The organism is Paramagnetospirillum kuznetsovii (assembly GCF_003284725.1).
In the GTDB taxonomy this organism is placed as follows: domain Bacteria; phylum Pseudomonadota; class Alphaproteobacteria; order Rhodospirillales; family Magnetospirillaceae; genus Phaeospirillum; species Phaeospirillum kuznetsovii.
On the sequence record NZ_PGTO01000006.1, the window covers coordinates 18,587 to 37,804 of the forward strand.

Here is a 19,218-nt window from a genome sequence, read left to right on the forward strand (position 1 = left end):
TCCGCGGCGGTGGAATTTCGCTTTGAGCGTGGTCAAGTGGACAGCTTATCCACCGCTTTCGGCATGCCCAGATGGAAGCCCTGGCAGAGGTCGATGCCCATCTCTCGCAGCAGTTCCAGGGTGTCCTGGTCCTCGACGAACTCGGCGATGGTGATCATGCCGAAGCTCTTGGCCATGGAATGGATATGTTCGACCATGATGCGGTCGCGCGGGTCGGTGACGACTTGGCGAACGAAGGATCCCTCGATCTTGACGTAATCGACGGTGATGTATTTGAGGTAGAGGAACGACGAAAAACCGCTGCCAAAATCGTCGAGGGCGAAAGCCAGTCCCTGGGCCCGCAATTCGTTGACCATGGAGACCACGTCGCCGAAATGGGGCAGGGCCTCGCGCTCGGTGATTTCCAGCACCACCCGAGCCGGTGCGATACCGGCCTCGGCCAAACGACGGGGAATGCTCAGCATCCGTTCGCGGTTGGTGATGCTTTTGGCCGACAGATTGACGAAGACCTTGGCATTGCCGAGAATTCCCGCCGACATGGCTTCGAGGGCGCGGTCGAACACGGCGTCGTCGATTTCACCGGCCAGCCCAAGTTCCTCGGCGGCTTCGATGAAGTCACCGGCGCAAACGGCGCTGTCGCCGTCGACCACCCGTGCGAGAACCTCATAGGCGGCGATAGTGCCGTCGGCCGCCGCGACGATGGGCTGGAAGAACGGCACCAGACGGCCTTCCGCCAAGGCGGTGCGGACCATTTCCCCCTGGCTGAAGATGACGGCGGTGGTGTCGTCGCTCTCGCCGATGACCGCCACCTGATTCTTGCCCGACCGCTTCGCCTTGTACAGCGCGACATCGGCGGCGATGGACATCTTGCGGGCGTTCTCGGCATTGTCGGGGAAGCTGGCAAGGCCGATGCTGGCCGTCACCCGCACGCCGCCCACCGGCAGGCCAAGGGCCAGATCGGTGATGGTCTGGCGTAATTTGTCCGCCACTTGGCGGCCTTCCTCGGGGTCGGTTTCGGGCAGCAGGACGGAAAACTCGTCGGCGCCGACGCGGGCGACAACGTCGGTCCGGCGCACTTCGCGCACCAGCACGCTGGCGATTTCCTTCAAGACCAGATCGCCGATGGGGTGACCGAACGTGTCGTTGATGTTCTTGAAGTCGTCCAGATCGATATGGGCGATGCAGAAGGAATCCCCGGTACGTTTGGCTCGGTCGGCTTCGTGGTCGAGGAATTCGTCGAACTTGCGGCGGTTGTAGAGCCGGGTCAGTGGATCGCGGATCGACAGTTCCTCAAGTCGGTGCTGATAGTCCTCGACGGTGTAGAGAAGCTTGTTGAAATACTCCGACAGATCGGCGACCTCGCTGATGATGCCGCTGGTCTTCACCCGTCGGGACAAGTCGGTGTGCTGGATGATCTCCTGCATCAGTCCGACCATATTGGTGATGGGCAGCGCCACGAAGAACTTCAGCTTCAGGTACAAGGCCGCCGACAACAGCACCAAAATCCCGAAGAAATAGGCCAGCACGGTGTTCAGAACGTAGTCCAGCGACACCTTCAGCGAATGGATGGGATAGGTGATGTCGATGATGCCGTTGATGTCGCCCTGCTTCGCCATGGTATGGCAGACAAGGCATTCCTCCTTTGCCTTGACCGGATAAAGGTAGCGAATGCCGGTGGTTCCCGGCACCAGTGTCTCCTGGCCGGTCTCCAAGACCTGCTTGAGCAAGGGGTCGGAGCGTAGGGCTTCGAGATCGCCTGCCAGTTCTCCGAACTGGGAGATCACGGCGGGTCCACGGATGACGTCGATGCGCAAATCCGGCAGTGCGGTCTGCAGCCGTAAGATGACGTCGGCTATTTCGGACTTGCTCCAACCCTTGCGCATGGCGGCATACAGGGTTTCGAACACCAAAGTGGATGTCTGGCGTGCCTCGTCGCGGGCAAGGTCGCGAACGGACTTTTCGCGCACTTCTCCCGAAATCAGCATGACGACACCGAAGGCGAGTGCTGTGGCGAACAAGGAGAGGAGGAACACCACCCGCGTGATGCTGATCCTGGCCGGCTTATGCAACGGCAATCCCCTTCCTGGCATTCTGTTCTCCCACATGGGAGATGTCATATCGCCTTGGTCACCGGAAAGTCCATGAAATTGGGTATATTTGTGACGCGGCATGCCGAAAGGTGACGAAGCTGGCCGCTGCCCGCAAGCTATCCTCTCGGCTTACGCCTTATGCCCTCTGGTTGAAATAATCATTGATCTTTTGCGCCATGGCGCGACTGATGCCCTCGACCGAGGCAAGATCCTCGATACTGGCCGCCGCAACCTCGCGGGCGGAACCGAAATGGTGCAGCAATGCCTTCTTGCGGCGGGCTCCGATGCCGGGGACGTCGTCCAACTGGGACTGCGACAGTCCCTTTGAGCGCTTGGCGCGATGGGCGCCGATGACGAAGCGATGGGCCTCGTCGCGCAGGCGCTGAAGGAAGTACAGCACCGGGTCTCGGCTTTCCAGCGACAGCGGCGGCCGATCGGGCAGGAAGAAGCGTTCACGTCCGGCATTGCGGTCTGGCCCCTTGGCGACGCCCACCACGGCAACATCATCGATGCCGAGTTCCTCCAGGACGCCGAGGGCGGCATTGAGCTGTCCCTGGCCGCCGTCGATCAAGACCAGATCCGGCCACATTCCCTTGTCCTGGTCGGGGTCTTCCTTTTGGGCCCGCTTGAAACGGCGGGTCAGCACCTCGCGCATCATGCCGAAATCGTCGCCGGGGGTGATCTCCTCGGATTTGATGGTGAACTTGCGGTAGGCGGATTTCATCAATCCGTCCGGGCCGGCGACGATCATGGCGCCCACCGCGTTGGATCCCTGGATATGGCTATTGTCATAGACCTCGACGCGCTCTGGCATCGTCTCCAGTCCGAAGGCGGTGGCGACGCCTTCGAGCAGCTTGCGTTGGGCGCCGCTTTCCGCCATGCGCCGCCCCAGCGCCTCGCGGGCATTGTCGGCGGCATGCTCCACCAGGCCGACCTTGTCGCCACGCTGGGGCCGCAGGACCACGACCTTGCGGCCGGCCTTCTCGGACAGCGCCTTGGCGACGATGGCGATGTCCGCCGGTTCCGCATTGACCAGGATCTCGGCGGGCGGCGCCTTGTCGGCATAGAACTGCCCCAGGAAGGCCGCCATGATGTCCGGCGCCTCGGCCTCTTGGGCATGGATGGGAAAGTAGGACCGGTTGCCGTAATTGCAGCCCGAGCGGAAGAAGAAGACCTGGATGCAGACGCCGCCCCCCGCCTGATGCAGGGCGACCACGTCGGCTTCCTCGATTTCCGCCGGGTTGATGTCCTGGTGGGCCTGGATGCGGGCCAATGCGCGGATGCGGTCGCGCAGGACGGCGGCTTCCTCGTATTCCATGGCCGCGCTGGCGGCTTCCATGGCGGTGGCAAGGTCGCGTTGGATGCGCTGGCTGCGCCCCGACAGGAAGTCCTTGGCGCCTTCCACCAAGGCCATGTAGTCGGCGTGGGGGATGCGCTCGACACAAGGCGCGCTGCATCGCTTGATCTGAAACAGCAGGCAGGGGCGGGTACGGCTGGAAAACACCGAATCCGTGCACGAGCGCAGCAGAAAGGCCCGCTGAAGGGCGGCCAGGGTCTGATTGACCGCCCCGGCGGAGGCGAAGGGGCCGAAATACTCGCCCTTGCGGCTTCTGGCGCCGCGATGCTTCATCACCTGCGGCCAGTCGTGGTCGCGGGTCAGCAGGATGTGGGGAAAGCTCTTGTCATCCTTCAAAAGGATGTTGTAGCGCGGCCCCAGGGTCTTGATGAGATTGCTCTCCAACAGCAGCGCCTCGACCTCCGTCGAGGTGGTGACCACCTCCATGGCGGCGGTCTCGGCGATCATGCGCTGAATACGCAACGGCATCCGGTCGGGCCGGGTATAGGCCACGACCCGCTTCTTCAGGCTCTTGGCCTTGCCCACATAGAGAACGTCACCCTTGGCATTCATCATGCGATAAACGCCGGGCGTCCCCGGCAGGGTCGCCAGGAAGGCCTGGATAACCGCGACGCCTGCGGCCAAGGGCGCGGGTGTTTCGCGTTCGGAGGGAAAAACAATCGGCTGTGTCATGACCGGGGCCTTGCTGGGAGCAGCAGTTCGGACTGCCACAAAAGTATAAAATGCGGATAGGGCGCGCTTTTTTTCTTGCAGCGCGGGATATCCACGATTCCTGTGGATAAGTCTGTTGGCAAAGATGGGGGAGACTGGCCCCCCCCAAGAGTCTCCTAGGGTCTGGCCTCCGTGCCCATTTTGTGGGCAGAAATGGATGTATTTATAATTTTCAATAGCTTAGTCCGTGTCAAGCGCAAAGAATTTGCAAAGGTAGGATTATTTCTGTGGACAGCCCGCCGAGGTTCGGTGCAGCCCTGCCCGGCGGAGGGGCTGTGCAAAACCTGACATTTCCATCGCGTTACAAGGAGTTCCGGGGCGGTCTGAAGATGGTTTCGGTATCGAGCCGAACGGCTTAGTTGGTGCGCTGCGGCAAGGGCGGCCTATTCTCGCGGAGATCGATCACCGGTTGCCCAGCACAGATGCTGGCCACCGTCCAGGGCAATCATCTGTCCGGTGATGGATGGCGATGCGATAAGAAACCGAACAGTTCGGCATATTTCGTCGGCCGAGGTGGGGCGGCCCAGGGGCAATTCCGCGCTTTGGTCGGCGAATTGTTCGGCCGTTTGGCGTGTACTGGGCAAAGCGGGGCCCGGCCCGATGGCGACGACGCGGATGCGTGGCGCCAGGGCCAGGGCCAGGGTCTGGGTCAAGGTCCACAACCCCGCTTTCGACAGCGTGTAGGTGGTGAAGTGGGGCGTCAGGTTCCACACCCGTTGGTCCAGCAGGTTGATCACCACGCCTTCCGCCGATGCGGCCAACTGGCGGGCGAAGTCCTGAGCCAGGACGAAGGGGGCGCGCAGATTGACCTCCATGTGGAGATCCCAGGAGTCGCGGGTCGCGCCAAGGGCGTCGTCATACTCGAAGGCGGATGCGTTGTTGATCAGCACGCCCAGTGGCCCCAAGGCCTGGGTGGCGCGCGCCACCAGGGTGGAAACCTGCTCTTCGCGGCTCAACTCGGCATCCAGGGCGACCGCCTTGCCGCCCTTGGCGATGATTTCGTCCGCCACCGCCCGTGCCCCGTCCCCCGAGCGCCCATAATGAACCACCACCGCGAAACCGGCCGCCGCCAGATCAAGCGCGATGGCGCGACCGATGCGATGGGCCGCGCCGGTTACCAGGGCGGTCCGGGGAATGGATGCGGGGAAAGAAGAGCCGACCACTTAGGCCCCGGCCGCACCGGACCCGGCGGCGGCGGCGGCGCGGCGGGGCTGCGACACTTCGACCACGGGCTTGCTGGTCGCCGCGCGCGGTGGCGGAACCCGGTCCAGCCCCGCCAGCACTTCCCCGGCGTGGGGGGGGCGGCGATCCGGATCGGCATCGGTGCAGGCCCGGACCAGATCGGCCAGTTGCGGCGGAAAGTCTCCGGGCAGCTCAGCCGCCTGGGCGGTGGGATCGGGCAGGCGGCCGGTCAGCAGTCGATAGGCGATGGCGCCCAGGGAATAGACATCGGCCCGAGCGGTGACGGCGGTGGCGTTCTCGCGCTGCTCCGGGGCGGTATAGTCGGCGCCGCCCATCCAGTGGCCGGGCATGGGAAGGTTCTTTTCAGCCAGCTTGACCATGCTGAAATCGCACAGCTTGACCGCGCCGTTCTGGGTGGCGGTCAGCAGGATATTGGTCGGCTTGATGAAGCGGTGGACCATGCCGCGGCGGTGCAGGGCCATTGCCGCCGAGCTCAGTTGCTTCATGGCGACCAATGCCCGCATGGGGGCCATGCGGCGCGGCTTGTCGCGGTCATTGGCCAGTTGCTCTTCCGCCGGGTCGTCGAAGTCCTTGCCGATCTCATAGGGCAGGTGCGCCGCCATGAACGGCATGACGAAATAGGGGCGGCCATCGCTCAACTGCTCCATCACCTTGACGCCGATGATGTAGGGATGATCGAAGCTGGCCAGGGTCCGGGCCTCGGTCATGAAGCGGGTCAACTGCTGGGCGGGACTGAGCAGGCTGTCGTCGCCCGGTCGCGGGTCGAACAGCTTGATGGCCACCGGGACTTGGAGGTCCGGATCGTGGCACAGGAAGATCCGGTCGTAACCGGTGGTCAAGACCGCCTGATGGATGACGTATTTGCCGATGCGCTCCATGAAATTCCTATGCCCACCCAGCCCCAGTTGCGATCACTCTAGCAGACTGACTTTGGCGCGTCTTCCATGTCGAATGGCTTGGTCAGCGACGGTGGCTGCCCTTGCCCCGGGGCTTGCCCGAGGGCGCGGCGCGGTGCTTGGTTCCCAGATTGACCTCGATGCCCAGTTCCACCGCGTCCAGGCGGCGCAATTCGTCGCGCAGGCGGGCGGCTTCCTCGAATTCCAGATCGGCGGCGGCGGCCTTCATGCGCTTTTCCAGATCGGCCTTGATCTGGGGAAGGCTTTTGCCCACCGCGTGGCTGATGCCCGCATCGCCGGTGGGCACCGTCAGGTAGTCCCGTTCATAGACGCTTTGCATCACGTCGGTGATGGTCTTCTTGATGCTTTCCGGGGTGATGCCGTTGGCGGTGTTGAAGGCCTGCTGTTTCTCGCGGCGCCGATTGGTCTCGTCGATGGCATAGGTCAGGCTCTCGGTCATCTTGTCGGCATAGAGGATGACGCGGCCCTCGATATTGCGCGCCGCCCGGCCGATGGTCTGGACCAGCGAGGTCTTGGAGCGCAGGAAGCCTTCCTTGTCGGCGTCCAGGATGGCGACAAGGGCGCATTCCGGGATATCGAGCCCTTCGCGCAGCAGATTGATCCCCACCAGGACATCGAAGGCGCCGAGACGCAAATCGCGGATGATCTCGATGCGCTCCAGGGTGTCGATGTCGGAATGCAGGTAGCGCACCCGGATGCCGTGGTCGTGGAGGTATTCCGTCAGATCCTCGGACATGCGCTTGGTGAGCGTGGTCACCAGGGTGCGGAAGCCTTGGCGCGATACGGCGCGAATTTCGCCCAGCAGGTCGTCGATCTGATGCTCGACCGGGCGCACGATACAGACGGGGTCCACAAGGCCGGTGGGACGGATCACCTGTTCGGTGAAGACGCCGCCGGTGCGGTTCATCTCCCACGGGCCGGGGGTTGCCGAGACATGGACGGTCTGCGGCCGCATCAGTTCCCATTCCTCGAACTTCAGGGGCCGGTTGTCGATACAGGACGGCAGGCGGAAACCGTATTCCGCCAGCACGCTCTTGCGGTTGAAGTCACCGCGATACATGCCGCCGATCTGCGGCACGGTGACGTGGCTTTCATCGACGATCAGAAGGGCGTCCTCGGGCAGGTATTCGAACAGGGTGGGCGGCGGCTCGCCCGGCCTGCGGCCGGTCAGGTAGCGGGAATAGTTCTCGATGCTCTTGCAGTGGCCGGTGGTTTCCAGCATCTCCAGATCAAAGGTGGTGCGCTGGTCGAGGCGCTGGGCCTCCAGCAGCTTGCCGGTCTCGTTGAAGCGGTCCAGCGTCTCCTTCAGCTCCGCCTTGATGCCCTTGATGGCCTGGGTGATGGTGGGGCGCGGCGTCACATAGTGGCTGCTCGGATAGATGATGATCTCGGACAGCGCGCAGGTCTTCTCGCCGGTCAGCGGGTCGAACTCGTTGATGGATTCGATCTCGTCGCCGAACAGCGACAGCCGCCAGGCGCGGTCCTCATAGTGGACCGGGAAGATCTCCACCGCGTCGCCCTTGGCGCGGAAGGTGCCGCGTTCGAAGGCGGCGTCGTTGCGGGTGTATTGCAGCTCCACCAGCCGCTTCAGCATGTCGGAGCGGTCGATGCTGTCGCCCACTGCCAGCTTGATGGTCATGCGGGCATAGGATTCCACCGAGCCGATGCCGTAGATGCACGACACCGAGGCCACCAGGATGACGTCGCGGCGTTCCAGCAAGGCCCGGGTCGCGGCGTGGCGCATGCGGTCGATCTGCTCGTTGACCGCCGAATCCTTCTCGATATAGGTGTCGGTGCGCGGCACATAGGCCTCGGGCTGGTAGTAGTCGTAGTAGGAGACGAAATACTCCACCGCGTTGTTGGGAAAGAAGCTCTTCATCTCGGAATAGAGCTGGGCCGCCAGGGTCTTGTTGGGGGCCAGCACCAGGGCCGGGCGCTTGGTCCGGGCGATCACATGGGCCATGGTGAAGGTCTTGCCCGATCCGGTGACGCCCAGCAGCACCTGATCCTGCTCGCCCGCCACCACCCCGGCCGAAATCTCGTCGATGGCCTGGGGCTGGTCGCCGGCCGGACGATAGTCGGAGACGATCTCGAACGCCGCCTCGCCCTCGGGCAAGGGCGGGCGTTCCATGAAGTCGAAGGGCAGCGGACGGGTCACAGCACGAACCGGGCATCGACCTCGGCGAAGGGGGCGACGACGCTGTTTTGCGTCCGGGTCAGCAGGCCCAGCCGGGTCAGGGCCTCCACGTCGGTATGGACATTCTTGTAATCGCGGTGCAGATCGGCGGCCAGCGCCTTGATGCTGGGGACGTGGTGGTGGCGGACATGGCGCAGCAGGTGGAGGCGCTTAGGCGTCAGAGCCGCCAGCAGGGCTTCCAGGTCGCGGAAGGTGAGGTTGGCCTCATCCACCGTCTCGCCGCCCTCGGCCCGCTTCCAGGCGTCGACGAACCGCTGTCCCATATCCTCGGCCGTGCCGATATGAAGCCGGACATTGTCATTGGTGCTCATCATTCACCCCGCACGCGTCGCACGTCGGCCAGGAAATCGGCGATCAAGGCTTCCGGCGTGGTGAAGGCGTAAGCCTCCTCGCGCCCCTCCACATGGCGGTGATCGCCCTTGCCGCGTTCATTGTCGTAGCCCAGCAGCCGCTGGCCATCCTGGCCGTAGAACAAGCTGTACTTCAGACTGTGCCGACTTCCGGCCACCGGACTGGGAACGGCCCAGATGACCATCTCGATGATGGCCCCATCGGGATAGTCCATCCGGTCGTAGAAAAGTCGCTTGGCCTTCATATGGTGACAAATGCCATAGCGGCATGTATGGTGTCAAGGGCCATATCGGATCGCTTGATGCCTCTGAGTGAGTGTGACAGTGTAATAAGAGTTGTTGTCAGCCGGATTGCCGTCATGCGTACCAGCAAGCCCATCACCGTGACCCTCGGCCCTCAGCAGGCAAGCCTGGAAGCTCGTTTGGAATCGGGGGCCTATGGGTCCGCCAGCGAGGTCATTCGCGCCGGGTTGCGTGCGCTGGACCGTGAAGAGGCTGCGTTGGACGAGGTTCTCCGCCTCAAGGTCGCGGCCTCCCTGGCGGACGCCCGTCCCAGCGTCGCCGCCGAGGATGTGTTCGCCCGGTTGCGCGGTCTTCACGCCGAAATGGCGTCGGACGAAAAGAACAATGCATAGCATTGTCTTCCGCCCCCAGGCGGAGGCCGATCTTTTCGCGCTTTATCGCTATATCGCCGAAGCCTCGGGCAGAGGGCGAGCGGGTGAATACATCTCGCGCGTCGAGAAGGCTTGCATGGAACTGGCGTTGTTTCCCGAGCGCGGCACCCGGCGGGACGATATCGCCGCCGGCCTGAGAACCATTGGCTTCGAACGCCGTGCGACCATTGCCTTCCGTGTCCTGGATCAGGTGGTCGAGATCGTCGCCATCGCCTATGCCGGGAGGGAATTCGAGAGCGGTCCGTCAGACGGCTGACCACCCGCAGGCGGTCAGCGCCGCCACCATATGGGACGGCGGTGGCGCTTTGACATGGATGTGCTGCTTGCTGGGGGCTAGCGGCGGAATGCCCACCGACCGCGACAGCAAATGCAGCTTCTCCATGGTATTGGGATCGGCGCCGTAATAGGCGTCGCCCAGCAGGGGGCAGCCGAGATGCTTGGCATGTACCCGGATCTGATGGGTGCGTCCGGTGCTGGGTCTCCATTCGATCCAGGTGAGGTCGTCCAGGCGGCCCAGCACCTTCCAATCGGTGACGGCTTGCTGACCGGCGGGGTCGATCCGGATGCGCCAGCCCTCGCCGCGGGCCGAGACCTTGAGGATGGGGGCGTCGACGGTGCCGCTGTCCCGGGGCGGGCGGCCGAGGCAGACCGACCAGTAGCGCTTCTCGATGCGGTGCGCCGCGAACATGCGGCCCAGGCGCTTCAGGGCCTTGTCATGGCGGCCCAGCACCAGACAGCCCGAGGTATCGCGGTCCAGCCGATGGGCGAGGCGCGGCGGCTCGGCCCAGCCATAGCGCAGGGCGTCGAGATAGAGTTCCAGATGGTCGGGCGAATTGGGCCCGGCATGGACGGCAAGCCCCGCCGGTTTGTCCAGGACAATGACGTCCTGGTCCTTATGAAGGACGCGGCCCAGGATCTCGGCGGGGGTCATACTCTTCCGATCGTTGGCTTCGCGGGCATGCGGGCGGGACGCCCGCGCTCCGAAAAACCTTGGAGCGCGGGCGTCCCGCCCGCAACCCCTATTCTACCGCGTCACCCGATCCAGCAGGGTGACGATGGAGCGGTACGGCAGATCGGCGTGGTCGGCAAGTCCGATCTCGCAAGTCCGGTTGGAGGAATAGCCCGCCTCGCAGCCCTTCGGCACCTGATCGGCCAGTTTGCGGAGCGCGTGGTCGTTGAGTTCGGGATGGGTGAAGCCCTTGTCGCCCGCGAAGCCGCAGCAGCCGACGCCTTCGGGCGTCACCACCGTGGTGGCGCAGGCCTTGGCCAGGGCGGCCATCTTGTCGTCCAGGCCCATCTTGCGGGCGCCGCAATTGACGTGGACCAGCACCGGCTCCACCTGCTTGCGGGGATTCAAGCGCTGCAGCACGGCGTCGTGGAGGAATTCCACCGAATCCTGGACCTTGAGCCGCTCGCCCAGGAAGGTCTTCATCCTCCAGGTACAGGCCGAGGCGTCCATGACGATGGGCAGGCGGCCGTTGTCGCTGGCCTTGGCCAGGGCGGCTTCCAGCTCGGCGGCCTTGCGGTCGGCACTGGCCTGCAAGCCCTTGCTCTCGAAGGCCTGGCCGCAGCACAACCCGTCCACGCCTTCCGGCACCACGACGCGGTAACCGGCGCGTCCCAACACGCGGGTCATGACGGTGGGCAGCGAGTCCTTCTCCGGGTCGCCGACGGCCGGGCCCATGCTGCGCGCCGCGCAGGTGGGGAAATAGACCACTGCGTCGCCGTCGGCGGCGCCGGGCGACAGGGTATAGGCGGCGGCGGTGGGCAGATGCTTGCCGATCTTGGGCACCAGACCGCGGGTCAGCTTGCGCGCCGCGCCCGCCATGGCGGCCATGACGCCGGGCCCGGCAACTCGGCTGACCAGCCCGGCGGCGCCCAGTCCAATTTTGGTGGCGATCATGGCGCCGCCGTAGTGGCGCTCCGCCCAGTCGCCAACCGAGCGGACGGACTCGCCCAGGCGACGGCCGCGCAAGCTCTTGGTCAGGCGGCCGGTTTCGATGCCTACCGGGCAGGCGGTGGCGCACAGACCGCAGGCGGCGCAGGTGTCGATGCCCTGATAATCGTAAAGGTGGCGCAGTTCGGCGGCGGGATCGCCGACAGCGGCGAGCCTGGAAATCTCGCGCCAGCTGGTGATGCGCTGGCGGGGCGACAGGGTCAGGCCGTGGCTGGGGCACATGCGCTCGCAGAATCCGCATTCGATGCAGGTATCCACCAGCGCGTCGGCGGCGGGCAGCGGCTTCAGGTTTTCCAGATGGGCCTTGGGATTGGTGTCGAGGATGACGCCGGGATTGAGCAGGGTCTGGGGATCGAGCAGGTGCTTGATGTCCCACATCAGGGCGGTGGCCTCGGCGCCCCATTCCATTTCCACGAAGGGCGCCATGTTGCGCCCGGTGCCGTGCTCGGCCTTCAGACTGCCGTCATACTTCTTGACCACCAGTTCGCAGACGTCGTCCATGAAGTTGGAATAACGCTCGACCTCTTCCTTGGAGCCGAAATCCTGGGTGAAGACGAAGTGCAGATTGCCGTCCAGGGCATGGCCGAAAATGATCGCCTCGTGATAGGCGTGCTTGCGGCACAGATGTTCCAGATCCACCGTGGCGTCGGCCAGCGACTCGATGGGGAAGGCCACGTCCTCGATGATGACGGTGGTGCCCACCGGGCGCACCGCGCCCACCGCCGGGAACAGGCCTTTGCGGATCTTCCACAGCTTGCCGTATTCGTAGGCGTCATCGGTGAAGGCGGGGGCGAACAGGGTGGTGACGCCGCCCAGCACTTCTCCGATGGTCTTGATATTGGCGGCCAGTCCCTCGGCGGTCTCGGCGCGGGTCTCCACCAGCAGGGCGGTGACGCCCTCGGCCAGCCCGACGATCTGGGCCGGCATGCCGGGCTTGTCCTCCACCGAGCGCAGGGCGGCGCGGTCCATCAGCTCCACCGCCGAGACCGGCGAGGATTTCAGCAGCACCACGGCGCGGCAGGCCTCGGCGATATGGGGGAACAGCAGCAGGCCGCTGGCCTTGTGGGCGTGTTCGGGCACGGTGCGGTAGGTGATCTCGGCGATGAAGCCCAGGGTGCCCTCGGACCCGATCATCAGGTGTTGAAGAATGTCCAGCGGCTGGGTGAAATCCACCAGGGCGTTGAGGCTGTAGCCGGTGGTGTTCTTGATGGCGAATTTGCGTTTGATGCGGCTTGCCAGGGGCCCGTCGGCCCGAACCCGCTTGCCCATGTCGTCCAGCGCGGCCAGCAGCCCGGCATGGGAGGCCTGGAAGGCCTTGACGCTGTCGGGGTTGCCGGTATCGACCAGGGTGCCGTCGGCCAGGATCAGCCGCATGGAGGTCACGGTCTGGTAGGAATTGTCGGACGTGCCGCAGCACATGCCGCTGGCGTTGTTGGCGGCGATGCCGCCGATCTTGCACGAATCGATGCTGGCCGGGTCGGGGCCGATCTTGCGGGCGAAGGCGGCGAGGCGGCGATTGGCCTCGGCGCCGATGACGCCCGGCTGCAGGCGGATGGCGCGCCCCTCTTGCTCGACCACCGCCTGGGTCCAGCCGTTGCCCAGGATCATCAGGACGGAATCGCTGACCGCCTGGCCCGACAGGGAGGTTCCGGCGGCGCGGAAGGTGACCGGGGCACCATGGCGGTGGCAGGCGGCCAGCACCGCCATGACCTCGGACTCGTCGGCCACTTCCACCACCACTTTGGGGACAAGGCGGTAGAAGCTGGCATCGGTGCCATAGGCGAGGCGGCGCAGCGGGTCGGTGATCAGGCGGTGCGACGGGACGATGCCCGCCAGCTCGAACAGCAGGGAGGAAGGCCCCCCACCCCAACCCCTCCCCACGGAGGGGGAGGGGCTATCAATGGCCCCCCCTCCCCTCGATGGGGAGGGGCTATCATTGGACTCCCCTCCCCTTGATGGGGAGGGGGCGGGGGTGGGGTGAGCCGCAACGCCAGTCATTCCACCTCTCCCTCGATCACCAGAACAATCAATTCCTTGGGGCCATGAACGCCATAGGCCAGGGTTTGCTCGATATCGGCGGTCTTGCTGGGACCGGACACCAGTACCGCGTTGGTGGGCATGCCGGTGTTCCAGCCTTCGGCGCTCAGCGTCTCGGCCAGCGAATCGCGAATGCGCGACTTGTCCACCACCGCCACATGGATGGGGGGCAGCAGGCTCATCAGGCGCGGCTCGTCGGGTGTCGGCCACAGTACCAGCGAGCCGGTCTGGGCGATGCCGCCGCGCGCCAAGGTCACCGCCGCGTCCACCTCATGGACCAGTTGGTCCTTGATGTCCTCGACCGAACGGTCATAGGCCACCAGCTTGGGCGATTCGCCAGCGCTCCACGCCTGCGCCAGCCGGGCTCCGGTCGCGGTCTTGGGGGCGAACAGCACCGAGCCGACGCCCTTGTCGGCCAGGATGACGCGCAGGCGTTCCGGCCATTCGGCGGCGGGAACCTCGTGCACATCGGCATGGGCGGCTTCCAGCATGGCGCGGAACCGGGCCATGCGCTGATCGCCGAACGCGGGCGGAGTCCAATCGGGCAGGGCCGAGGCGGGGCGCTTGGGCGCGCCCTTCAGGCGGGCCATGATGCGGTCTTTGGCGCTACTCATTGGAAAATCCCCTCTCGCGGGCCAGCTGGTGCAGGCTCTTGGCGGCGAATTTCGGCTTGGTCCGCACGCTGGTCCATTGCTTCAGCATGGGGAGCGACGCGGGCATCAGATTGCCCACAAGGCCCATGACGCGGGTGGAAATCTTGTAGACGAGGGGCGAGGAATACATGGCGGTCCAGCCGCCCCAGCCCAGGCTGTCGGCCAGGGAGCGGGCGCTGCCGCCGCCCTTGACGGCCACGGAGGTGGGATGCACCGCCTCGGTCCGCAGGCGGGCCAGCAGGTCGGGAATGGGGATCTGCACCGGGCAGACCTCGGCGCAGGCGCCACACAGGGTGGAGGCGTGCACCTGATCTCCGGCGCAGTCGAGCCCTTCCAACTGGGGCGACAACAGCTTTCCGATGGGGCCGGGATAGGTGAAGGTGTAGGTGTGGCCGCCGACGCGCGTATAGACCGGACAGTGGTTCATGCAGGCGGCGCAGCGGATGCAGCGCAGCGTGTCGGCCAGTTGCACGTCGCTGTAGACGCGCGAGCGGCCATTGTCCAGCAGCACCAGATGGACCTCCTTGGGGCCGTCCTTCTCGCCCGGCTTGCGGGGGCTGCTGATCATGTTCACATAGGTGGTGATGATCTGGCCGGTGGCCGAGCGCGGCAGCAAGGACAGCAGCGGCGCCACGTCCTCCAGCCGCTCGATCACCTTCTCGATGCCGGTAACCGCGATGTGCAGCGGCGGCAGGGTGGTGGACAGGCGTCCGTTGCCCTCGTTCTCGATCAGCACCAGCGAGCCGGTCTCGGCCACCAGGAAATTGACGCCGGAGATACCGGCATCGGCGCCCGCGAAGGCGCCGCGCAGGGCGGCGCGGGCGGCGGCGCACAACTCGTCCACATCCTCGGTATAGGTCAGGTTCTTGATCTTGTCGGCGAACAGCTCGGCGATCTCGACCTTGTTCATGTGGATGCAGGGCATCACGATATGGGACGGCGCCTCGCCCGCCAGCTGGATGATGTATTCGCCCAGATCGGATTCCACCGGAGTGATGCCGTTGGCTTCCAGATGGGCGTTGAGATGCATCTCCTCGCTGACCATGGACTTGCCCTTGATCACCGTCTTGGCGCCCGCCTTTTGCAGGATGTCGAGGACGATGGCATTACCCTCCGCCACGGTCTCGGCCCAGTGGACCTTGATGCCGTTGCGGGTCAGGTTGGCTTCCAGCAGTTCCAGCAGTTCGGGCAGCTTGGCCAGGGCATTGGCGCGGATGGCGGCGCCTCGGGCGCGCAGGCTCGTCCATTCCTCCGCGTCGGCGAACTGGGCGGCGCGCTTGGTCATCAGACCGTCCATGGCGCGGCGGAAATTGGCCCGCAGCTTGGGGTCGTTCAGGGCGACATGGGCCTTGCCGGTGAAATCCGACTTGCGCGCTTCAACGGCCATGGCAGCGCTCCAGGATGAATTCGGCGATATGACGGCCGGTGAAGGGCTTGGCGGCTTTCTCGGCGGCGCCGTTGATATTCATCAGGCAGCCGCAATCGCCGGACACCACCTGGGTGGCGCCGGTCGCCTCGATGGAATTGACCTTGTCGGTCACCATGGCGGCCGAGACTTCCGGCTGCCTGACCGAGAAGGAGCCGCCGAAACCGCAGCATTCCTTTTCCCGGGGGTTTTCCACCAGGGTGACGTTGCTCAACTGCCGCAGCAGGGCCTTGGGCTGGTCCAGCACCCCCATCTCGCGCTGGGAATGGCAGGACGGGTGCCAGGTGATGGTCACCGGGCGGCCCTTGTCCGCCAGCTTGACGTCGAGCACCTCCACCAGAAACTGGGTCAGCTCGAAGACGCGGGCGGAGAAGGCGACGGCGCGGGCGTGGTCCGGGGTGCCCTCGAACATCTCGGGGTAATGGGTCTTCATCATTCCGGCGCACGATCCCGATGGCACCACGATGGGCCAGTCGCCGGGAAAGGCGTCCAACTGAAGGCGGGCGACGGCGCGGGCTTCGTCCTGGTGCCCGTTGTTGCGGGCGGGCTGGCCGCAGCAGGTCTGCTTCTGGGGAAACACCACCTTCAGTCCCTCGCGCCGCAGCAGCTCCATCCCCGCCAGACCGGCTTCGGGATAGAACATGTCGATCAGGCAAGTGCCGAAGAAATAGACGGAATCTGGACGGTCGGCTGCGGGCATGGACTTATCCTCGCGCAAAGGCCGACATCGTTGGTCGGCCCGTCATGGCTAGACCATTTTACATATTTCGTAAAGTGGTAAAATTATTTGTCCAACAAATTTCCGGCGGTTTCAGGTTCCCCGTGCCCGCCCGGTCAGATCCGATCCCGACCGGCGGCGAAGCGCGACTTCCCGTCGCGCATCGGCATGCTGGGCCTCGCGCAGGGCTTCCTCGATGGAATTGATATGGGTCTCGGCGGTATGGCGGGCCACTTCGGGATTGCCCTCGGCGATGGCCTTGAAGATGGCCTGGTGCTGGCGCAGGAAGCCTTCGCGCACGCCCCGGCGGCGGTAGAGGTCGGCGCGGTCGTAGAAGACCCCGCCGCGCAGCATCTCGAAGATGCGACGCATGACCTGGGTCATCACCTCGTTATGGGCGGCCTCGTAGATGGCGAGGTGAAAGTCGGCGTCGGCGGCGGCTTCCTGGCTGGGATCGTCCTGCCCGTGGGTGCGCTCCATGGCCTGGAGGCAATCGCGCAGCCGCGCCAAATCCGCCTCGCTGGCGCGTTCGGCGGCCAAGGCGGCGGCATTGCCCGCCATGACCCGGCGGAACTCCAAATAGTCGAAGGCGGTCTGCGGATGCGCCTGCAGCAGCCGGGCCAGCGGATCCATGGCCGGTTCCGATGGGGATTTGGCGCGGGTCTTGCCCGCCGTGGCCCGAATCGCTTGTGTCATGGCCTTAGGATAAGCGCTGCCATGGCGTTGTCCAGTCCCGGAAAATGGGCGGAATAAATTTTCCCATTTACAGAGATATGTGAATCGAGTTATCCACCGATGCAGAGTGGTATAAAAACTTTACCACAAACCAGACGCCTGCATCCGAGCGATGCGCCGTCCAGACCTCTAGGGGAGGAACTATGCAGCCTTGGATGCAGGTATACGACCCGGCCGGAAATCTCTGGCTGTCGTCCTTGATCGCCGCCATTCCGATTATCTTCTTCTTCCTCGCCCTGGCGGTGCTGAAGATGAAGGGCCATGTGGCCGGTACCATCACCGTCCTTCTCGCCATCCTCGTGGCGATCGTCTTCTATCAGATGCCTGTCACGGCGGCGCTGATGGCGGGTGTCCAGGGCTTCCTGTTCGGCTTGTGGCCCATCGCCTGGATCATCATCGGCGCGGTGTTCCTCTATAAGGTGACGGTCAAGACCGGCCAGTTCGAGATCATCCGGTCCTCGGTAGTCTCCATCACCGCCGATCAGCGCTTGCAGATGCTGATGATCGGCTTCTCGTTCGGCGCCTTCCTGGAAGGCGCCGCCGGTTTCGGCGCTCCGGTGGCCATCACCGCCGCCTTGCTGGTGGGATTGGGCTTCAACCCGCTCTATGCCGCCGGTCTGTGCCTGATCGCCAATACCGCCCCGGTGGCCTTCGGCGCCATGGGCATTCCGATCATCGTCGCCGGTCAGGTCTCGGGTCTCGATCCGTTCAAGATCGGCGCCATGGCGGGCCGCCAATTGCCGCTGCTGGCGGTGTTCGTGCCGTTCTGGATCATTTTCATCATGGACGGGGTCAAGGGAGTCCGGGAAACCTGGCCGGCCATCCTGGTCGCCGGTGGATCCTTCGCCTTCGGCGTCTGGTTCACCTCCAACTATATCGGGCCGGAACTGCCCGACATCACCTCGGCGTTGATCAGCCTGATCTGCATCTCGGTCTTCCTGAAGTTCTGGAAGCCCAAGAACATCTTCCGCTTCAAGGCCGAGGGCGAAGAGGAAAAGCATTCCCACGACTACACCGCCGGACAGGTGGCCCGTGCCTGGGCGCCGTTCCTGATCCTGACCGCCGTGGTGACCGTGTGGAGCCTGAAGCCCTTCAAGGCGCTGTTCGCCAAGGGTGCCGATCTGGCCTTCACCAATATCAATTGGGATGTGCCCGGCCTGCACAATCTGGTGTCCAAGGTTCCGCCCATCGTCGCCGCCGCCAAGGCCGTGCCTGCCGTCTATACCTTGAACCTGCTGTCGGCCACCGGCACCGCCATCCTGATCTCTGCCATCATCACCATCGTCATGCTGGGGATGAAGGGTTCCGAGGGGATGAAGACCTTCGGCGAGACCCTGAACGAGCTGAAGCGTCCCATCTACACCATCGGCACCGTGCTGGCCTTCGCCTATGTGGCCAATGCCTCGGGCCTGTCGACCACGTTGGCGCTGCTGCTGACCGGGGCGGGAAGCTCCTACCCCTTCTTCTCGCCGATCCTGGGTTGGCTGGGCGTGTTCCTGACCGGGTCGGACACCTCGTCCAATGCCCTGTTCGGCGCGCTTCAGGCCACCACCGCCCATCAGCTGGGAATCAGCGACATCCTGATGGTCGCCGCCAACACCACCGGCGGCGTCACCGGCAAGATGATCTCGCCCCAGTCCATCGCGGTGGCCTGCGCCGCCGTGGGCCTGGTGGGCCACGAGTCCAGCCTGTTCCGTTTCACCTTGAAGCACTCGATCTTCTTCGTGTGCATCATCGGCGTGATCACCACGCTGCAGGCCTATGTCCTGACCTGGATGATCCCGTAAAGCGCTTACCCTCCAGCATCCCCTGATGCCGGAAAAACTGGCCCGGATGGGAAGCCGTCCGGGCCTTATTTATGGAGTGATGAGGATACAACGAGCATCGCGTCGTCATGCGGGCAAGGCCCGGCGCGGCGACTGAGGGCTATAAAAAGCCTAGTGCTGGCCCGCCATGGGGCAGCCGCCGCATCCCATGGGGGTGCCGCAACTGGGGGCGGGCATGGGGGCCGCCGAGGATTTGCCCACATTGGGGGCCATGATGGCCTTGCCCACGTCCTTGTCGCCGCATTCGGGACAGACGAGGCTGGCGGCGTCCTTCTTGGCGTCGTAATCGGCGCTGTTGGAGAACCACTCCTCGAAGTGGTGATCGTGCGAGCAGCGCAGGGTGTAGAGAATCATATCCGGGTCACTC

17 protein-coding genes are annotated in these 19,218 nt (G+C 64.6%); 3 read left to right on the forward strand and 14 right to left on the reverse strand.

The features are described from left to right. Nucleotides 1–32: 32 nt before the first annotated feature. The 7 genes from CU669_RS09700 to CU669_RS09730 all read right to left on the reverse strand — a co-directional run bounded on the left by CU669_RS09700 (nucleotide 33) and on the right by CU669_RS09730 (nucleotide 9,070). The gene (locus CU669_RS09700) at nucleotides 33–2,069 is read right to left on the reverse strand and encodes a putative bifunctional diguanylate cyclase/phosphodiesterase (RefSeq protein WP_239988644.1); all 2,037 of its coding nucleotides are present in this window, start codon (nucleotides 2,067–2,069) and stop codon (nucleotides 33–35) included. Between the two features lie 157 nt (nucleotides 2,070–2,226). Beyond that, nucleotides 2,227–4,119, reverse strand: a complete 1,893-nt coding sequence (gene uvrC, locus CU669_RS09705) for an excinuclease ABC subunit UvrC (protein ID WP_112144145.1) — start codon at nucleotides 4,117–4,119, stop codon at nucleotides 2,227–2,229. Nucleotides 4,120–4,541: 422 nt separating this feature from the next. Beyond that, nucleotides 4,542–5,321, reverse strand: coding sequence for an SDR family oxidoreductase (locus tag CU669_RS09710; RefSeq protein ID WP_239988645.1), 780 nt, complete (start codon nucleotides 5,319–5,321; stop codon nucleotides 4,542–4,544). Then, entirely contained in the window at nucleotides 5,322–6,239 is a 918-nt protein-coding gene (locus tag CU669_RS09715) for a serine/threonine-protein kinase (RefSeq protein WP_112144147.1), read from the reverse strand. It lies immediately after the preceding gene. A gap of 82 nt (nucleotides 6,240–6,321) precedes the next feature. Further along, on the reverse strand, nucleotides 6,322–8,409 hold the full coding sequence (uvrB, locus tag CU669_RS09720) for an excinuclease ABC subunit UvrB (RefSeq protein ID WP_112144438.1): 2,088 nt from the start codon (nucleotides 8,407–8,409) through the stop codon (nucleotides 6,322–6,324). 23 nt (nucleotides 8,410–8,432) lie between these two features. Continuing rightward, nucleotides 8,433–8,789 (reverse strand): HVO_A0114 family putative DNA-binding protein, encoded by a 357-nt coding sequence (locus tag CU669_RS09725; protein WP_239988646.1) that lies wholly within the window; start codon nucleotides 8,787–8,789, stop codon nucleotides 8,433–8,435. Then, the gene (locus CU669_RS09730) at nucleotides 8,786–9,070 is read right to left on the reverse strand and encodes a toxin-antitoxin system TumE family protein (RefSeq protein WP_112144150.1); all 285 of its coding nucleotides are present in this window, start codon (nucleotides 9,068–9,070) and stop codon (nucleotides 8,786–8,788) included. The genes CU669_RS09725 and CU669_RS09730 overlap by 4 nt, the downstream gene beginning before the upstream one ends. Nucleotides 9,071–9,184: 114 nt before the next feature. Here CU669_RS09730 and CU669_RS09735 point away from each other — a divergent pair, with 114 nt between their 5' ends. Next, a complete protein-coding gene (locus CU669_RS09735; RefSeq protein ID WP_112144152.1) occupies nucleotides 9,185–9,460 on the forward strand; it encodes a type II toxin-antitoxin system ParD family antitoxin in 276 nt (91 codons plus the stop codon). After that, a complete protein-coding gene (locus tag CU669_RS09740; RefSeq protein ID WP_112144153.1) occupies nucleotides 9,453–9,755 on the forward strand; it encodes a type II toxin-antitoxin system RelE/ParE family toxin in 303 nt (100 codons plus the stop codon). Before CU669_RS09735 ends, CU669_RS09740 begins: the two co-directional genes overlap by 8 nt. Here the strand turns inward: CU669_RS09740 and CU669_RS09745 are convergent. The 6 genes from CU669_RS09745 to CU669_RS09770 form a co-directional block, all read right to left on the reverse strand. After that, nucleotides 9,744–10,430, reverse strand: coding sequence for an RluA family pseudouridine synthase (locus tag CU669_RS09745; protein ID WP_112144155.1), 687 nt, complete (start codon nucleotides 10,428–10,430; stop codon nucleotides 9,744–9,746). The two genes, CU669_RS09740 and CU669_RS09745, sit on opposite strands and share 12 nt — an antisense overlap. A 93-nt stretch (nucleotides 10,431–10,523) precedes the next feature. Then, complete coding sequence (locus tag CU669_RS09750; RefSeq protein WP_239988647.1) at nucleotides 10,524–13,337, reverse strand: FAD-binding and (Fe-S)-binding domain-containing protein; 2,814 nt, start codon at nucleotides 13,335–13,337, stop codon at nucleotides 10,524–10,526. Between the two features lie 113 nt (nucleotides 13,338–13,450). Continuing rightward, a complete protein-coding gene (locus CU669_RS09755) occupies nucleotides 13,451–14,107 on the reverse strand; it encodes a LutC/YkgG family protein (RefSeq protein WP_112144158.1) in 657 nt (218 codons plus the stop codon). After that, the gene (locus CU669_RS09760) at nucleotides 14,100–15,533 is read right to left on the reverse strand and encodes a LutB/LldF family L-lactate oxidation iron-sulfur protein (protein WP_112144160.1); all 1,434 of its coding nucleotides are present in this window, start codon (nucleotides 15,531–15,533) and stop codon (nucleotides 14,100–14,102) included. Before CU669_RS09760 ends, CU669_RS09755 begins: the two co-directional genes overlap by 8 nt. Further along, nucleotides 15,523–16,272: a (Fe-S)-binding protein gene (locus CU669_RS09765; RefSeq protein WP_112144440.1), complete on the reverse strand. Its 750-nt coding sequence runs from the start codon at nucleotides 16,270–16,272 to the stop codon at nucleotides 15,523–15,525. Before CU669_RS09765 ends, CU669_RS09760 begins: the two co-directional genes overlap by 11 nt. Nucleotides 16,273–16,383: 111 nt before the next feature. Beyond that, entirely contained in the window at nucleotides 16,384–16,986 is a 603-nt protein-coding gene (locus CU669_RS09770; RefSeq protein ID WP_112144161.1) for an FCD domain-containing protein, read from the reverse strand. A gap of 194 nt (nucleotides 16,987–17,180) precedes the next feature. Between CU669_RS09770 and CU669_RS09775 the strand changes: the two genes are divergently transcribed. Further along, a complete protein-coding gene (locus CU669_RS09775) occupies nucleotides 17,181–18,812 on the forward strand; it encodes a lactate permease LctP family transporter (protein WP_456095308.1) in 1,632 nt (543 codons plus the stop codon). Between the two features lie 150 nt (nucleotides 18,813–18,962). Here the strand turns inward: CU669_RS09775 and CU669_RS09780 are convergent, their stop codons facing one another. Continuing rightward, the gene (locus CU669_RS09780; RefSeq protein WP_112144165.1) at nucleotides 18,963–19,205 is read right to left on the reverse strand and encodes a DUF1178 family protein; all 243 of its coding nucleotides are present in this window, start codon (nucleotides 19,203–19,205) and stop codon (nucleotides 18,963–18,965) included. Nucleotides 19,206–19,218: the final 13 nt, after the last annotated feature.

Coding starts and splice junctions, on each gene's coding strand:
- uvrC (WP_112144145.1), bottom strand. CDS start 4,119: ATGACACAGCCGATTGTTTTTCCCTCCGAACGCGAAACACCCGCGCCC.
- CU669_RS09715 (WP_112144147.1), bottom strand. CDS start 6,239: ATGGAGCGCATCGGCAAATACGTCATCCATCAGGCGGTCTTGACCACC.
- uvrB (WP_112144438.1), bottom strand. CDS start 8,409: ATGGAACGCCCGCCCTTGCCCGAGGGCGAGGCGGCGTTCGAGATCGTC.
- CU669_RS09725 (WP_239988646.1), bottom strand. CDS start 8,789: ATGATGAGCACCAATGACAATGTCCGGCTTCATATCGGCACGGCCGAG.
- CU669_RS09730 (WP_112144150.1), bottom strand. CDS start 9,070: ATGAAGGCCAAGCGACTTTTCTACGACCGGATGGACTATCCCGATGGG.
- CU669_RS09735 (WP_112144152.1), top strand. CDS start 9,185: ATGCGTACCAGCAAGCCCATCACCGTGACCCTCGGCCCTCAGCAGGCA.
- CU669_RS09740 (WP_112144153.1), top strand. CDS start 9,453: ATGCATAGCATTGTCTTCCGCCCCCAGGCGGAGGCCGATCTTTTCGCG.
- CU669_RS09745 (WP_112144155.1), bottom strand. CDS start 10,430: ATGACCCCCGCCGAGATCCTGGGCCGCGTCCTTCATAAGGACCAGGAC.
- CU669_RS09755 (WP_112144158.1), bottom strand. CDS start 14,107: ATGAGTAGCGCCAAAGACCGCATCATGGCCCGCCTGAAGGGCGCGCCC.
- CU669_RS09760 (WP_112144160.1), bottom strand. CDS start 15,533: ATGGCCGTTGAAGCGCGCAAGTCGGATTTCACCGGCAAGGCCCATGTC.
- CU669_RS09765 (WP_112144440.1), bottom strand. CDS start 16,272: ATGCCCGCAGCCGACCGTCCAGATTCCGTCTATTTCTTCGGCACTTGC.
- CU669_RS09770 (WP_112144161.1), bottom strand. CDS start 16,986: ATGACACAAGCGATTCGGGCCACGGCGGGCAAGACCCGCGCCAAATCC.
- CU669_RS09775 (WP_456095308.1), top strand. CDS start 17,181: ATGCAGGTATACGACCCGGCCGGAAATCTCTGGCTGTCGTCCTTGATC.
- CU669_RS09780 (WP_112144165.1), bottom strand. CDS start 19,205: ATGATTCTCTACACCCTGCGCTGCTCGCACGATCACCACTTCGAGGAG.